Annotated in this window: 5 protein-coding genes, 26 tRNA genes, 4 rRNA genes and 1 other annotated feature; all 35 genes read right to left on the bottom strand. The window is 43.4% G+C overall.

Annotation, left to right across the window (positions count from 1 at the left end; genetic code table 11):
- Positions 1-1,471: 1,471 nt before the first annotated feature.
- The 35 genes from LG377_RS00005 to LG377_RS00175 all read right to left on the bottom strand — a co-directional run bounded on the left by LG377_RS00005 (position 1,472) and on the right by LG377_RS00175 (position 15,259).
- Positions 1,472-1,960 carry a tetratricopeptide repeat protein gene (locus tag LG377_RS00005; protein WP_225742713.1) on the bottom strand — a complete coding sequence of 163 codons (489 nt, stop codon included), beginning with the start codon at positions 1,958-1,960 and terminating at the stop codon, positions 1,472-1,474.
- A 335-nt stretch (positions 1,961-2,295) separates the two neighbouring features.
- Positions 2,296-2,368: transfer RNA gene (locus tag LG377_RS00010), tRNA-Asn, on the bottom strand.
- Positions 2,369-2,402: 34 nt separating this feature from the next.
- Positions 2,403-2,518, bottom strand: a 5S ribosomal RNA gene (gene rrf / locus LG377_RS00015).
- Positions 2,519-2,627: 109 nt separating this feature from the next.
- Positions 2,628-5,543, bottom strand: a 23S ribosomal RNA gene (locus LG377_RS00020).
- Positions 5,544-5,763: 220 nt separating this feature from the next.
- Positions 5,764-7,315: ribosomal RNA gene (locus LG377_RS00025) — 16S ribosomal RNA — on the bottom strand.
- Together the 16S, 23S and 5S rRNA genes with 26 tRNA genes alongside form the textbook arrangement of a ribosomal RNA operon.
- Positions 7,316-7,656: 341 nt before the next feature.
- Positions 7,657-7,740 (bottom strand) — tRNA-Leu (locus tag LG377_RS00030).
- A 27-nt stretch (positions 7,741-7,767) separates the two neighbouring features.
- Positions 7,768-7,838 (bottom strand) — tRNA-Cys (locus tag LG377_RS00035).
- Between the two features lie 26 nt (positions 7,839-7,864).
- A tRNA-Gln gene (locus LG377_RS00040) sits at positions 7,865-7,937 on the bottom strand.
- A gap of 10 nt (positions 7,938-7,947) precedes the next feature.
- Positions 7,948-8,020 (bottom strand) — tRNA-His (locus LG377_RS00045).
- Between the two features lie 20 nt (positions 8,021-8,040).
- Positions 8,041-8,111: transfer RNA gene (locus LG377_RS00050), tRNA-Trp, on the bottom strand.
- Between the two features lie 5 nt (positions 8,112-8,116).
- A tRNA-Tyr gene (locus LG377_RS00055) sits at positions 8,117-8,197 on the bottom strand.
- Positions 8,198-8,199: 2 nt separating this feature from the next.
- Positions 8,200-8,272, bottom strand: a tRNA-Phe gene (locus LG377_RS00060).
- A gap of 16 nt (positions 8,273-8,288) precedes the next feature.
- Positions 8,289-8,361, bottom strand: a tRNA-Asp gene (locus tag LG377_RS00065).
- Positions 8,362-8,382: 21 nt separating this feature from the next.
- Positions 8,383-8,455 (bottom strand) — tRNA-Met (locus LG377_RS00070).
- A gap of 10 nt (positions 8,456-8,465) precedes the next feature.
- A tRNA-Ser gene (locus tag LG377_RS00075) sits at positions 8,466-8,555 on the bottom strand.
- Positions 8,556-8,585: 30 nt separating this feature from the next.
- Positions 8,586-8,657, bottom strand: a tRNA-Glu gene (locus LG377_RS00080).
- 29 nt (positions 8,658-8,686) lie between these two features.
- Positions 8,687-8,760, bottom strand: a tRNA-Ile gene (locus tag LG377_RS00085).
- Between the two features lie 9 nt (positions 8,761-8,769).
- Positions 8,770-8,840: transfer RNA gene (locus LG377_RS00090), tRNA-Gly, on the bottom strand.
- Positions 8,841-8,851: 11 nt separating this feature from the next.
- Positions 8,852-8,924, bottom strand: a tRNA-Asp gene (locus LG377_RS00095).
- 18 nt (positions 8,925-8,942) lie between these two features.
- Positions 8,943-9,015, bottom strand: a tRNA-Met gene (locus tag LG377_RS00100).
- A 21-nt stretch (positions 9,016-9,036) separates the two neighbouring features.
- Positions 9,037-9,110, bottom strand: a tRNA-Ile gene (locus tag LG377_RS00105).
- Between the two features lie 20 nt (positions 9,111-9,130).
- Positions 9,131-9,204, bottom strand: a tRNA-Met gene (locus tag LG377_RS00110).
- Positions 9,205-9,230: 26 nt separating this feature from the next.
- Positions 9,231-9,304, bottom strand: a tRNA-Pro gene (locus tag LG377_RS00115).
- Between the two features lie 24 nt (positions 9,305-9,328).
- A tRNA-Arg gene (locus LG377_RS00120) sits at positions 9,329-9,402 on the bottom strand.
- Between the two features lie 12 nt (positions 9,403-9,414).
- Positions 9,415-9,500 (bottom strand) — tRNA-Leu (locus tag LG377_RS00125).
- 48 nt (positions 9,501-9,548) lie between these two features.
- Positions 9,549-9,620, bottom strand: a tRNA-Gly gene (locus LG377_RS00130).
- Positions 9,621-9,625: 5 nt separating this feature from the next.
- Positions 9,626-9,698 (bottom strand) — tRNA-Thr (locus tag LG377_RS00135).
- 21 nt (positions 9,699-9,719) lie between these two features.
- A tRNA-Leu gene (locus tag LG377_RS00140) sits at positions 9,720-9,801 on the bottom strand.
- Positions 9,802-9,834: 33 nt separating this feature from the next.
- Positions 9,835-9,907 (bottom strand) — tRNA-Lys (locus tag LG377_RS00145).
- Between the two features lie 11 nt (positions 9,908-9,918).
- Positions 9,919-9,991 (bottom strand) — tRNA-Val (locus tag LG377_RS00150).
- A gap of 23 nt (positions 9,992-10,014) precedes the next feature.
- A 5S ribosomal RNA gene (gene rrf, locus LG377_RS00155) occupies positions 10,015-10,130 on the bottom strand.
- A 164-nt stretch (positions 10,131-10,294) separates the two neighbouring features.
- Positions 10,295-10,828, bottom strand: coding sequence for a peptide-methionine (S)-S-oxide reductase MsrA (gene msrA, locus LG377_RS00160; protein ID WP_225742714.1), 534 nt, complete (start codon positions 10,826-10,828; stop codon positions 10,295-10,297).
- A gap of 83 nt (positions 10,829-10,911) precedes the next feature.
- Positions 10,912-12,189: a serine--tRNA ligase gene (gene serS, locus LG377_RS00165; RefSeq protein WP_225742715.1), complete on the bottom strand. Its 1,278-nt coding sequence runs from the start codon at positions 12,187-12,189 to the stop codon at positions 10,912-10,914.
- 66 nt (positions 12,190-12,255) lie between these two features.
- Positions 12,256-12,478: a binding site (T-box leader), on the bottom strand.
- A gap of 61 nt (positions 12,479-12,539) precedes the next feature.
- Entirely contained in the window at positions 12,540-13,874 is a 1,335-nt protein-coding gene (locus LG377_RS00170; protein ID WP_225742716.1) for a serine hydrolase, read from the bottom strand.
- Positions 13,875-14,134: 260 nt separating this feature from the next.
- The gene (locus LG377_RS00175; RefSeq protein WP_225742717.1) at positions 14,135-15,259 is read right to left on the bottom strand and encodes a cell wall metabolism sensor histidine kinase WalK; all 1,125 of its coding nucleotides are present in this window, start codon (positions 15,257-15,259) and stop codon (positions 14,135-14,137) included.
- Positions 15,260-15,270 lie beyond the last annotated feature (11 nt).

The raw sequence follows: 15,270 nt of genomic DNA on the forward strand, positions 1-15,270 counted from the left end.
TTATGTCGTTGCCGCTTTAACAGCAACTCATATATCATACCATGTTGTTGTTTTGATGTCAACAACTTTTTTAAAAGTTGTTTTTGATCAAGTTACTCGATCAAGTTGATATCTTTAACAGCAACCTGTATATCATACCACGCTGTCACCTTTGATGTCAACATTTTTTTAAAGATGTTTTCGATCAAGTTATTCAATCGAGTCAACGTCGTTATCAGCAACTTTTATATAATATCACGGGATTGAGACTCCGTCAACAGCGAAATTTGAAATCTCCTATTTTTATCACTCATTAGTATATATGAATCCTTTGTAAAAGTCTATCATATCAGTGTTTCAGAATAGATTTAATTACTAATTATTTTTTATTTGGTTAGAGAAATTCTCTCTCTAAGCAGTCATTAGATTTTATTCCAGTTCAAATAAATATCCAATAATATTCTTATACAAAGAAGTGTATTTATCTTTTTACTAACAGGTATGTTTAAATCACTTGAGTGTGTTCTCTTTTTTTACTCTACTTTATGACAAACATAATGTATTAGATATATGGTTTGTTTTCATCCGTTCTCTCAGTTGTGAATCGTTACAGATAACATGAAGAAAGTATCTTTTTTATTTTTGTATAAATCTAGCTCAACTTCTTTATGTATGTAGTGAACAATCCTTCTACCAATTATTAATTTTGTTTAGTCCCTTGTCGCTAACGTCGTTTGGCCATTGCCTAGTAGTACTTGGAACTTTGATTTAATTATTATTGAATCCTATGTATACAATCTTATACAGTAGAGAGTCATTAAGGATTCTATATAGTATTTTTTATCATCGCTCAGTCGTTCGCTCTCTACTTCAGGCAATACTTATTCAAATAAATCTTTTAATCCTCTTTTACATTTACTAGATAATCGAATTTTATTAATCAAAACGCCGATATCCAATGATACTGATTTCATATATCTTCATACTTAACTATATTACTGACAAAGAACTATTGATATTTATTATTATTCAACTGTTCTTCTTTTGGAAATTTCCTTTCTTAATGATTAGACTTATGCAGAAAACGCTAGTGTGATTTCTGTATAAGCTTAAACTTCGATTATCTCAGTATGATAACAGATTGCTATAGATTTGATATCTGATACTTCACTCTACAAATACAGAGTTGCTTGGCTAGTTTCGTATCTATTGTTTTATTCCTCTTACGCTAATCGCTTTACGCCTTCTTAACCATTAACCTATTCATTCTCAACTATGCTGGTTTACTGGTTGATGTTTACTTTGAGTACAAAATAGCACTTCCATAGACTTGGAAGCCACTTCGTATTTTACAAGGTTCATTAACCTACACCGCCAATTTACCAAGCAACCCTTAAGTTACGTTAGTCTCTGACTTGGTTAACTCTTTTAAAAAGTTGACTGCTTTTTGAGTAGACCTAATCAACTCTCTATCTCCTTTTTGCTCCCTTATTTAAAATGCCTCTAAGAAGCAACTCTCTGCCTCATCAAACCCTGTCATTTCCATAAGACACTTTCCTTTATGCTGTTGTACGAAATCGACATAGTTCTCTATATTATCAGACTGACTTCTTTCTAATGCCTGATTAAAATTATTCAGTGCACCTTGATGGTCATCACTATATTTCAAAGCTTCTCCCAGCCTTATTAGTGAAACTATTTCTTTTGAGGTATCCTGACACTCCCTAGCATACTGAAGGCAAAAGGTAAGATAGTGAATTGCCTTTTTTGTTTCTCCATTTATCCTATATAAATTTCCAAGGGCACCTTTAATAAAATACTCATCCTGTCTATTTAAAGAACCTTTCAAGAATCCAATTAACTGTTCACTACACTGCTGTACTATATTTGTATCTCGTGTCTTCTCACGAAGCAAATGATAAGTGTCAAAGTAAACAGTTTTATTAAAATTTGAAAGGACATTTTTAACGCTTGTTAGCATTTCACTTCCCCTTAATCTCTTGACTTGGTATATCAATTCTTTTATTATCTATTCCTTATCTTTCTATAAAAAAACTGGTTGGTATTCGGTAAATATTAATGATGTTAGTGCATCATACGATTTCAATATTGATCATAAATTTCCTCCATAGTCTTTTTATTGGTATATTTTCTTTGTGATGATGAATAGCGCTTAATAACTAAAACTAGTTAGATCTATCATAATTACATTAATAAAATTACTTTTACCTTCTAAGTTTAACAAATTAACCGCAAAAAAGAGGCCTGATAATCGAGTAATCAGGCCTCTGCTCTCTAAATATAGGTACAAAAAAACTCCGCAAGCAGGGCTCGAACCTGCGACAACGCGATTAACAGTCGCGCGCTCTACCAACTGAGCTATTGCGGAATCAAAAAATGGTATTAGATAAAAAAAAAGAACTGCACGGCAACGTCCTGCTTTCACAAGGGGAAACCCCTCACTATCCTCGGCGCTGGGAAGCTTAACGGCTGTGTTCGGAATGGGAACAGGTGGATCCTTCCCGCCATCATTACCGCACAATGACTCTTTTTCTTTTTATAAGAGAACGTTGTTCTCTGAAAACTAGATAGTTGAATGCTTGCAAACATGTTTTGACGCAACACCCTCATACTCTTAACCCCGTTTTGTGGTTAAGTCCTCGATCGATTAGTACTGGTCCGCTCCATACATCACTGTACTTCCACTTCCAGCCTATCTACCTGATCATCTTTCAGGGATCTTACTTCCTTAAAGGAATGGGAAATCTCATCTTGAAGGGGGCTTCACGCTTAGATGCTTTCAGCGTTTATCCCGTCCACACATAGCTACCCAGCGATGCCTTTGGCAAGACAACTGGTACACCAGCGGTGTGTCCATCCCGGTCCTCTCGTACTAAGGATAGCTCTTCTCAAATTTCCAACGCCCGCGACGGATAGGGACCGAACTGTCTCACGACGTTCTGAACCCAGCTCGCGTGCCGCTTTAATGGGCGAACAGCCCAACCCTTGGGACCGACTACAGCCCCAGGATGCGACGAGCCGACATCGAGGTGCCAAACCTCCCCGTCGATGTGAACTCTTGGGGGAGATAAGCCTGTTATCCCCAGGGTAGCTTTTATCCGTTGAGCGATGGCCCTTCCATACGGAACCACCGGATCACTAAGCCCGACTTTCGTCCCTGCTCGACTTGTAGGTCTCGCAGTCAAGCTCCCTTTTGCCTTTACACTCTGCGAATGATTTCCAACCATTCTGAGGGAACCTTTGGGCGCCTCCGTTACTCTTTAGGAGGCGACCGCCCCAGTCAAACTGCCCATCTGACACTGTCTCCCAACCGGATTACGGTTGCGGGTTAGAGTGGCCATACAGCGAGGGTAGTATCCCACCATTGCCTCCACCAAAACTGGCGTTCTGGCTTCATTGGCTCCTACCTATCCTGTACAAGCTGTACAGACACTCAATATCAAACTACAGTAAAGCTCCATGGGGTCTTTCCGTCCTGTCGCGGGTAACCTGCATCTTCACAGGTACTATAATTTCACCGAGTCTCTCGTTGAGACAGTGCCCAAATCGTTACACCTTTCGTGCGGGTCGGAACTTACCCGACAAGGAATTTCGCTACCTTAGGACCGTTATAGTTACGGCCGCCGTTTACTGGGGCTTCAATTCAAAGCTTCGCCGAAGCTAACCTTTCCTCTTAACCTTCCAGCACCGGGCAGGTGTCAGCCCCTATACATCTTCTTTCGAATTAGCAGAGACCTGTGTTTTTGGTAAACAGTCGCTTGGGCCTATTCACTGCGGCTGACCAGATGGTCAGCACCCCTTCTCCCGAAGTTACGGGGTCATTTTGCCGAGTTCCTTAACGAGAGTTCTCTCGATCACCTTAGGATTCTCTCCTCGACTACCTGTGTCGGTTTGCGGTACGGGCAGCCTACTTCTAACTAGAAGCTTTTCTTGACAGTGTGACATCAGATACTTCGGTACTATAATTTCCCTCCCCATCACAACTTGTCCGTATAGATATAAGCATTTGACTCATATCAAGACTTATTGCTTGGGCGCGCATATCCAACAGCGCGCTTATCTTAGCCTTCTGCGTCCCTCCATTGTTCAAACAAAGCAGACTGGTACAGGAATCTCTACCTGTTGTCCATCGCCTACGCCTATCGGCCTCGGCTTAGGTCCCGACTAACCCTGGGAGGACGAGCCTTCCCCAGGAAACCTTAGTCATTCGGTGCACGGGATTCTCACCCGTGTTTCGCTACTCATACCGGCATTCTCACTTCTAAGCGCTCCACAAGTCCTCACGATCTTGCTTCAATGCCCTTAGAACGCTCTCCTACCATAGAACCATAAGGTTCTATCCGTGGTTTCGGTATCTTGTTTAGCCCCGGTAAATTTTCGGCGCAGGACCACTCGACTAGTGAGCTATTACGCACTCTTTAAATGATGGCTGCTTCTAAGCCAACATCCTAGTTGTCTGAGCAGTCCCACATCCTTTTCCACTTAACAAGAATTTTGGGACCTTAACCGACGGTCTGGGCTGTTTCCCTTTCCACTACGGATCTTATCACTCGCAGTGTGACTCCCGGATCTACATACAGTGGCATTCGGAGTTTATCAGGATTCGGTAACCCGATAAGGGCCCCTAGTCCAAACAGTCGCTCTACCTCCACGATGCACTATCCGAGGCTAGCCCTAAAGCTATTTCGGAGAGAACCAGCTATCTCCAAGTTCGATTGGAATTTCTCCGCTACCCACACCTCATCCCCGCACTTTTCAACGTACGTGGGTTCGGGCCTCCAGTGCATTTCACTGCACCTTCACCCTGGACATGGGTAGGTCACTTGGTTTCGGGTCGACGACGGCATACTAAACGCCCTATTCAGACTCGCTTTCGCTGCGGCTCCACCTCTTCGGCTTAACCTTGCATGACATCGTCACTCGCCGGTCCATTCTACAAAAGGTACGCCATCACCCGTAAAAGGGCTTTGACTACTTGTAAGCACACGGTTTCAGGTGCTGTTTCACTCCCCTTCCGGGGTTCTTTTCACCTTTCCCTCACGGTACTGGTTCACTATCGGTCACTAGGAAGTATTTAGGCTTGGGAGATGGTCCTCCCGGATTCCGACGGAATTTCTCGTGTTCCGCCGTACTCAGGATACCAGCTAGGTAAGATCAGATGTCGTATACGGGGCTTTCACCCTGTCTCGCGAACCATTCCAGGTTCTTCTACTATCTTTACTCGTCCATATCGCCGGTCCTACAACCCCAAAGAGCAAGCTCTTTGGTTTGGCCTCTTCCCGTTTCGCTCGCCGCTACTCAGGGAATCGCATTTGCTTTCTCTTCCTGCAGGTACTTAGATGTTTCAGTTCCCCACGTCTACCTTCTTCTCAGCTATGTATTCACTGAAAAGATATCACCCTATGACTGGTGATGGGTTCCCCCATTCGGAAATCTTTGGATCAAAGCTCACTTACAGCTCCCCAAAGCATATCGGTGTTCGTCCCGTCCTTCGTCGGCTCCTAGTGCCAAGGCATCCACCGTGCGCCCTTGTTCACTTAACCTTGCGGTTAAGAGTATGATATTAATTAGCGATGAGAGTTCTATTCAAGGAACAAAACTTTCTCAATTTGTTAATCTCGGTGTTGTTTCTTAACATGTTTGTTATTAATTCAACTATCCAGTTTTCAAAGAACAAAGTATAGAAGGAATAAATCCTTCAAAACTAAACAAAGTAAAGTAACCTGTGCAAGGTTCCGTTTGCCCTTAAGGCAATATCCTTAGAAAGGAGGTGATCCAGCCGCACCTTCCGATACGGCTACCTTGTTACGACTTCACCCCAATCATCCATCCCACCTTCGGCGGCTGGCTCCCCTAAGGGTTACCCTACCGACTTCGGGTGTTACGGACTTTCGTGGTGTGACGGGCGGTGTGTACAAGACCCGGGAACGTATTCACCGCGGCGTTCTGATCCGCGATTACTAGCGATTCCAGCTTCATGCAGGCGAGTTGCAGCCTACAATCCGAACTGAGAATGGCTTTAAGAGATTAGCTCAACCTTGCGGTCTGGCGACTCGTTGTACCATCCATTGTAGCACGTGTGTAGCCCAAGTCATAAGGGGCATGATGATTTGACGTCATCCCCGCCTTCCTCCGGTTTATCACCGGCAGTCTCGCTAGAGTGCCCAACTGAATGCTGGCAACTAACAATAGGGGTTGCGCTCGTTACGGGACTTAACCCAACATCTCACGACACGAGCTGACGACAACCATGCACCACCTGTCACTCTGTCCCCGAAGGGAAAGCTCTATCTCTAGAGTGTTCAGAGGATGTCAAGACTTGGTAAGGTTCTTCGCGTTGCTTCGAATTAAACCACATGCTCCACCGCTTGTGCGGGTCCCCGTCAATTCCTTTGAGTTTCAGCCTTGCGGCCGTACTCCCCAGGCGGAGTGCTTAATGCGTTAGCTCCAGCACTGAAGGGCGGAAACACTCCAACACTTAGCACTCATCGTTTACGGCGTGGACTACCAGGGTATCTAATCCTGTTCGCTCCCCACGCTTTCGAGCCTCAGCGTCAATTACAGACCAGAAAGTCGCCTTCGCCACTGGTGTTCCTCCATATATCTACGCATTTCACCGCTACACATGGAATTCCACTTTCCTCTTCTGCATTCAAGTCTTCCAGTTTCCAATGACATTCCACGGTTGAGCCGTGGGCTTTCACATCAGACTTAAAAGACCGCCTGCGCTCGCTTTACGCCCAATAAATCCGGACAACGCTTGTCACCTACGTATTACCGCGGCTGCTGGCACGTAGTTAGCCGTGACTTTCTGGTTAGATACCGTCAAGGTCGGGGCAGTTACTACCCGACTTATTCTTCTCTAACAACAGAGCTTTACGATCCGAAGACCTTCTTCACTCACGCGGTATTGCTCCATCAGGTTTTCACCCATTGTGGAAGATTCCCTACTGCTGCCTCCCGTAGGAGTCTGGGCCGTGTCTCAGTCCCAGTGTGGCCGATCACCCTCTCAGGTCGGCTACGTATCAAAGCCTTGGTAAGCCATTACCTTACCAACTAGCTAATACGCCGCGGGTCCATCCATAAGTGGCAGCCGAAGCCACCTTTCATCTAAGAGACAGGCGTCTCAAAGACCTATGCGGTATTAGCATCCGTTTCCGAATGTTATCCCCCTCTTATGGGCAGGTTACCCACGTGTTACTCACCCGTTCGCCACTAATCCATTCTCTGCAAGCAGAGAATTTCATCGTTCGACTTGCATGTATTAGGCATACCGCCAGCGTTCGTCCTGAGCCAGGATCAAACTCTCGTTTTAAGTGTTTGACTTGCTCATTGATTAAAAATTGTGAATGAACCTTGTTCATTCGTTTAGTTGTCTTGATTCATAAATGAATCGAAGACCCCTGCACATTTGGTTGTTTTTACTTTGTTCAGTTTTCAAAGATCTACTCTTTATTGTTTCGTGTTATGTCGTTGCCGCTTTAACAGCAACTCATATATCATACCATGTTGTTGTTTTGATGTCAACAACTTTTTTAAAAGTTGTTTTTGATCAAGTTACTCGATCAAGTTGATATCTTTAACAGCAACCTATATATCATATCACGCTGCTACATTAGTGTCAACAGCTTTTTGAAAAAGTATTTGCTTTTTCAATACCGGCGGCCGGAGTCGAACCGGCACGCCCTAACGGGCACTGGATTTTGAGTCCAGCGCGTCTACCAATTCCGCCACGCCGGCCTGTTAAGTCTATTTAACTGTCAGACAAGGCGGTAACCGGATTTGAACCGGTGATGAAGGTTTTGCAGACCTCTGCCTTACCACTTGGCTATACCGCCATACAATTTATTCATTTGGTATGAAACTGGGCTACCAGGATTCGAACCTGGGGAATGACGGGATCAAAACCCGCTGCCTTACCGCTTGGCTATAGCCCAAAAATCAAAGGGCGACTGATGGGGATCGAACCCACGAATGCCGAGACCACAACCCGGTGCGTTAACCACTTCGCCACAATCGCCATAATATTTAATTGAACCACAGGGGTAGTAGGAATCGAACCCACATTGATGGTTTTGGAGACCATAGTTCTACCGTTAAACTATACCCCTAAAAATGGAGGGAGTAGGATTCGAACCTACGAACCCGAAGGAGCGGATTTACAGTCCGCCGCGTTTAGCCACTTCGCTATCCCTCCAATGGCGCAGGACAGAGTCGAACTGCCGACACACGGAGCTTCAATCCGTTGCTCTACCAACTGAGCTACTGCGCCTTGGAAAATGTTACTACGGTCCCGACGGGATTCGAACCCGCGATCTCCTGCGTGACAGGCAGGCGTGATAACCGCTACACTACGGGACCATATAATTATTCAATTTTGAATTGCGGGGACAGGACTCGAACCTGCGACCTCCGGGTTATGAGCCCGACGAGCTGCCAACTGCTCTACCCCGCGATCATTTAAAAGGAGGATGTGGGATTCGAACCCACGCGCGTTTTTACACACCTGACGGTTTTCAAGACCGTTCCCTTAAGCCGGACTTGGGTAATCCTCCAGTAAATCTATAGTAGCAGTCTCCTGCTAATGACCCCTACGGGATTCGAACCCGTGTTACCGCCGTGAAAGGGCGGTGTCTTAACCGCTTGACCAAGGGGCCGGTTAAGTGACTTTATTAATATGAAACAATGGGCCTAAGTGGACTCGAACCACCGACCTCACGCTTATCAGGCGTGCGCTCTAACCAGCTGAGCTATAGGCCCCAAACAAAAAGCGGGTGACGAGAATCGAACTCGCGACGACAGCTTGGAAGGCTGTGGTTTTACCACTAAACTACACCCGCATAAAGTTGAACGGTCCCGACGGGATTCGAACCCGCGATCTCCTGCGTGACAGGCAGGCGTGATAACCGCTACACTACGGGACCAAGTTAATTTTGTTTGGATTGCGGGGACAGGACTCGAACCTGTGACCTCCGGGTTATGAGCCCGACGAGCTGCCAACTGCTCTACCCCGCGATAATATCGAACGATTGAAAATGGACCTTGCAGGATTCGAACCTGCGACCGGACGGTTATGAGCCGTCTGCTCTAACCAACTGAGCTAAAGGTCCAATTTTCTGAAAAACAATGATAGCGGCGGAGGGAGTCGAACCCACGACCTCACGGGTATGAACCGTACGCTCTAGCCAGCTGAGCTACACCGCCATTATAAAATGGCTCTTTTAGAAAAATCGGGAAGACAGGATTCGAACCTGCGACCCCTTGGTCCCAAACCAAGTGCTCTACCAAGCTGAGCTACTTCCCGTACTTTACTTTTTCCTTTCGGAAATGCACCCTAGAGGAGTCGAACCTCTAACCGCCTGATTCGTAGTCAGGTACTCTATCCAATTGAGCTAAGGGTGCGAGTATTTCAAATGCCGAGGGCCGGAATCGAACCGGCACGGTGAAAACTCACCGCAGGATTTTAAGTCCTGTGCGTCTACCAGTTCCGCCACCCCGGCAATTACTGTTAAGACTAAGTAAATATTCATTCGCTTTATCTATAACCAAGCGAAAGACGGGATTCGAACCCGCGACCCCCACCTTGGCAAGGTGATGTTCTACCACTGAACTACTTTCGCTGAAATGCCGGCTAAAGGATTTGAACCCTCGACCTACTGATTACAAATCAGTTGCTCTACCAACTGAGCTAAGCCGGCTTGAATCTTTTAAATGAACTATGCGGATGGAGGGACTTGAACCCCCACGCCGTGAAGCGCTAGATCCTAAATCTAGTGCGTCTGCCAATTCCGCCACATCCGCGCTGTTCTATTTAGCTTGCACATCACTATGCAATGAGCCGTGCAGGGTTCGAACCTGCGACCCTCTGATTAAAAGTCAGATGCTCTACCGACTGAGCTAACGGCTCCGAAAAAATTATGGAGGTTAACGGGCTCGAACCGCTGACCCTCTGCTTGTAAGGCAGATGCTCTCCCAACTGAGCTAAACCTCCAATAATACAATCAAACGATTGCTGCATAACGACGTCCTGCTTTCACAAGGAGAAACCCCTCACTATCCTCGGCGCTGAGAAGCTTAACTTCTGTGTTCGAAATGGAAACAGGTGGATCCTTCTCGCCATAACCGCTATACAGTTTTCGTGCTGGCGCTAAAAGAAATAATCAATTAGCAGCAACTCTTATATAATACAATGGGATTATATCTTTGTCAATCATTTTAATAAAAAAATAAAAGAAAAATGCCGGAACAAGCTTTCCGACATTTCCCTTTTATTGGAACAATACCTAGAAAAAGCTTATTTGTCCCAGTTTTGATCAATAAAATCGACTCTTCCTGAACCTTTACTATATCTCTTATAGTGCGCTGATTCTTTTTTGTAAAAGTCTTGATGATAGTCTTCCGCTTCATAAAACGGTTGAGCTGGTTCAATTGTCGTTACGATAGGACGATCGAAGCGACCACTTTCATTTAATGCTTTTTTTGAAGCCTCTGCCGTTTCTCTTTGTTCATCGTTGTTATAGAATATAACGGGTCTATAAGAATCTCCACGGTCAGCAAATTGTCCACCTGCATCTGTAGGGTCGGTTTGTTGCCAGTAAATTTCTACTAACTCTTCATATGAAATCTTTGAAGGATCATATTTGATTTCAACAGCTTCGGTATGACCTGTTGTTCCTGAAGTCACCTGTCTGTAAGTTGGATTTTCTACAGTGCCACCAGTATATCCTGAAGTTACTTTTTCTATTCCTGGCAAACTATCGAATGGTTTCACCATACACCAGAAACAACCTCCTGCAAATATCGCTGTTTCAAAATTTTTCTCAGACATAATTTCCCTCCTAATCGATTGGGTACAACTCATTATATCACCAATTCAATCCACCCTTTAATCGAAACAACTTATAAACTCTTTTACCTGATTTCTGTTATACCACCCATATAAGGAACAAGGACTTCCGGCACCTTAACTGAACCGTCTTCTTGCTGGTAATTTTCTAGAATAGCTGCAACGGTTCTTCCAATAGCTAGTCCTGAACCATTTAATGTATGAACATAATCTATTTTGCCGTCTTCTTCTTTTCTATAACGGATTTTTGCTCTTCTGGCCTGGAAAGCTTCCGTATTTGAACAAGAACTAATTTCTCTATAGGTGTCTTGTGCTGGAATCCATACTTCAAGGTCATATGTTTTAGCTGCAGCAAATCCTGTATCCCCAGTAGATAGAAGTACAACTCTATATGGAAGATTCAGTTTCTGAAGGATTGCTTCAGCATTTGCCGTCATTTTCTCTAATTCTTCATAAGAGTCTTCTGGTTTTGCAAATTTGATCATTTCAACTTTATTGAATTGGTGTAATCTGATTAGACCTCTAGTGTCTCTTCCGGCACTCCCTGCTTCAGAACGGAATGATGGAGATAAAGCAGTGAAGTACTTCGGTAGATCTGCCTCTTCTAGAATTTCGTCTCTGTAGTAATTTGTCAGTGGTACTTCAGCTGTCGGAATTAGCGTTAAAGCTGTATCTTTGATTTGGAAGACATCTTCTTTGAATTTCGGGAACTGACCGGTTCCATAGAGAGATTCTTCGTTCACCAGATATGGTGGAATCATTTCATAGTAGCCGTGTTCTTCAGTATGCACATCTAACATAAAGTTATAAAGTGCTCTTTCTAATCTCGCTCCTAGGCCTTTGTAATACAAGAAACGACTTTTAGCAACTTTAGCGCCTCTTTCAAAATCTAGAATATCTAGATCTGTTCCAATTTCCCAGTGTGGTTTCATCTCAAACGCAGGTGTTTCATTGATTTCTCCCCAACGACGAATCTCTTGATTCGACTCTTCATCAGCTCCTACTGGCAAAGAATCATGTGGCAAGTTTGGTAAGCCAGCAGCAATTCCGTGAAATTGTACTTCGATTTCTTCTAAATCTTTGTCGATCTGTTTGATCTCAGCGCCTACTTTTTGCATAGAAGCAATGGCATCATCTGCATTTTCTTTATTTCTTTTTTTATTGGCAATTTCGTCAGACACATCGTTTCTAGTTTTCTTTAACTGTTCAGACTTTTGAATATAGTCTCTTCTCTTCTCATCCAACTCTTTAAGTTGCATCAACTCCTGTGGGTCTACACCACGCGTTTCTAATTTCTGCTTGATTTCATCAAATTGTGTTCGGATTAACTTTATATCTAACATTTTATTCCCTCTTTTCTATTTGTTGTTGAACGGGTACAAAAAAAGCAGTCTCCACCCCTTCAATTATGAAGGGACGAAAGACTGCTTCTCGCGGTTCCACCCTGATTCAGAAGGAAATCCTTCTGCTCTCTAAGAGTTTTAACGGGCTCTACCGAAATGATTTAAGCAAGAAAAGTCCTGCATCACCATTTACTCGTGCAATGGATTCAGATTACGAAGTATCAGTTCACACCACCCACTGACTCTCTTGACCTTCGCTTCACTTACTAGTTCACACTATAACGTTCAATTCTATTATGCATTTATTTTACTTCACTTACCCTATTAAATCAATACGTTTATTTCGCTACTTAAAAGCGATTCATTACGCCACTGAAGAAGTCACCGAACCATGTTCCGAGCACTGAAAAGAATCCAGCACGATCTACTGCTTCTGAAGTAACGACAGAAATAGCCTTATGCTTGCTTCCGTCAAGGTAACCTAAATCGTCTCCTTCAAACGAAAAGGTTAACGTACCTACATTTTGCCCTTTTTCTACAGGAGCTTCTAGCGTGCCGTCTTGACTTAGTGCTTCTTCATCAGGTGTAAATGTCCACTCGACATCTTCTTGCGAAACACCTTCTGGCAATAAATAGTCTACTGACTCTGATGTCATGAGTTCCACTTGGTCTTCTTGACCATTTCGGATCATTAAAGGTTCTACATCTTCAAGAACAGTATCCTCTTCCATAATCGTTGCAGAATCCCAGTCACCAAATCCGTAGTTCATCAGTTTATCTGTCTCATTGAAACGCTGTTCACGATTCGTTACGCCATCTCCTGCACCCATAACAACGGTAATAATTCTTCGACCATCTTCTATAGCAGTACCTGTAAATGTCGCACCTGCAAAAGGTGTTGTACCTGTTTTAAGTCCATCTACATTTGGTCTTTCATGGATTAACCCTTCCAGCATCCAGTTCCAGTTCTTCATCTGGATAGCATCGCTTGTACCTTCTCTGAATACCATACTCGGGATACTAGAGGTTTTCAGTACATCTGGATAATCTTTCAACAGATGAGAGGCAACAGTAGCGATGCCTCTTGCAGACATAATGTTTTCATTTTCCGCTGTGCTTCCTGGATAAATATTGTCACCTAAAGAAGCGTTACTCAGTCCTGTTGTATTATATAGTTCAAACTCGGTTACACCCCAAGATTCAACAAGCTCACGCATACGGTCAACAAGTTCCGGTTCAGATCCTGCAATTTCTTCTGCAATCGCAATCGTCGCACCATTAGCAGAATAGATTGCCAACGCTTGGTACAGCTCTTCAATGGTATACGTTTCACCTTGTCTTAAAGGAACATTAGACAATTCATAATTCTGGCTGACCTGATGAGCATATTCACTGATCGTCGTTTCTGTGCTCCAATCAAGGTTCCCAGCTTCAATCTCTTGGAATAATAAGTACTCTACTAACATTTTAGTCATTGAAGCGATACCTCTTTGACTATCTGCATTCTGATTCAACAAAATTTGATTTGTATCAAAGTCTACTACTAATGCTGCTTCTGCTTCAATTTCCGGTGCTTGAGGCGCTGCTTGAGCGACTGACTCTGCATTCAATGCGATAGGCGCGACTATACTAGCGGTGATTCCTGAAATGATCATACTTTTAAAAGTTTTTTTGAATAGTTTCATAAATAAATACGTTCTCCTAAATGATGCGATTTACATCGAGTTTTTTTGGGTTGAATTTTTCTGGTCGGCTTGTTACTGATTGTTCTTCAATTTCAACCTTCTTCATGGTACTCTCTCGCTTATGAAAAAACAACTACTTTTCCAGTATCTTCATAAAATAGACATGACTATGTACGTCTATTTTCAATTAGCTTCTTTTTTTAGATGATTGTTACAAAAAAACACCTATCCTTGGGAGGATAGATGCTTTTCAAAACTAGCTATTCTTCTTGGATCAAGGGTAATTGAATATCAAAGCTTGTCCATTTTTTACTAGACTGCGCTGTGATGGTACCTCCGTGTAACTCTATAATACTCTGAGCGATTGCGAGACCGAGTCCTGTACCTGCTGTTTCTTGAGATCTCGATGTCTCCGCTCGGTAGAAACGTTCAAATATCTGGTCGACCGCTTCTTTAGGTAAAGGCTCTCCATCGTTTTTAACAGAAATCACAGCTTTTTCACCTACTCTATTGATTTCTATTGCAATCGTATTGCCACCTTTTCCGTACTTCAATGCATTGGAAATCAAATTATTGAATACTCTGACAAGTTTCTCTGTATCAGCAGTCATCATAATCCGGTCAACATTTGACGAGACAACGATTTCCATTTGATGACTCCGAGCTTCTAGTTCAAAATCAATTGATAATTGCTCAATCAACTGCACCATATCAAAAGTGACCAACTGAAGTGGCGTAGTCGTCTGTCTAACTTTTGTATATTCAAACAAATCATCTACCAGCACTTTCATCTGCTTAGCTTTTTTATAGGCAGTGTGTACATATTTTTGAAGATCCTCTGTAGAGTGAAATCGTCCTTCCTCTATCAACCCTAAGTATCCAATGATCGAGGTCAGTGGGGTTCGGATATCATGACTGACATTAGTGATCAGCTCATCTTTTGACTGTTCTATCCTACGCTCTTCTTCCATTGCTTCTACGGTTGAATCCACTAATACATGAATACTATCGACTACTTTATCGAATCCACCACTATAGTTCCCTCTAATTCTATGCGTATAGTTCCCTTGAGCTATAAAATGCAGTTCGTCAATAATGTGTCGCAACTCATATTGCCTGTATCTTCTTTTGAGCCTCCAGTAGATGGCGCCCATTGCGATTAGGATTAATAAAAAGAAGACGAACGGTGTAAGTCCCCAGAAACCTTGTCGATTATTTTGTCTGTAAATATCTTCTATCAGCCATAGATCATCAAAAACACTTGGAAAAGCTTCTATGAACCAGCCGAGTATCTCATAAGCTGCCAGATAGCAAAGCAAAATAATCCCTGCTGTAACAAACGCTTCGATCAGTAACCGAAATCGTTCTCTCATGGTGAGTTTCATCTATCTACTCC

It is taken from the genome of Marinilactibacillus sp. Marseille-P9653 (assembly GCF_916618885.1).
Lineage (GTDB): Bacteria > Bacillota > Bacilli > Lactobacillales > Carnobacteriaceae_A > Marinilactibacillus.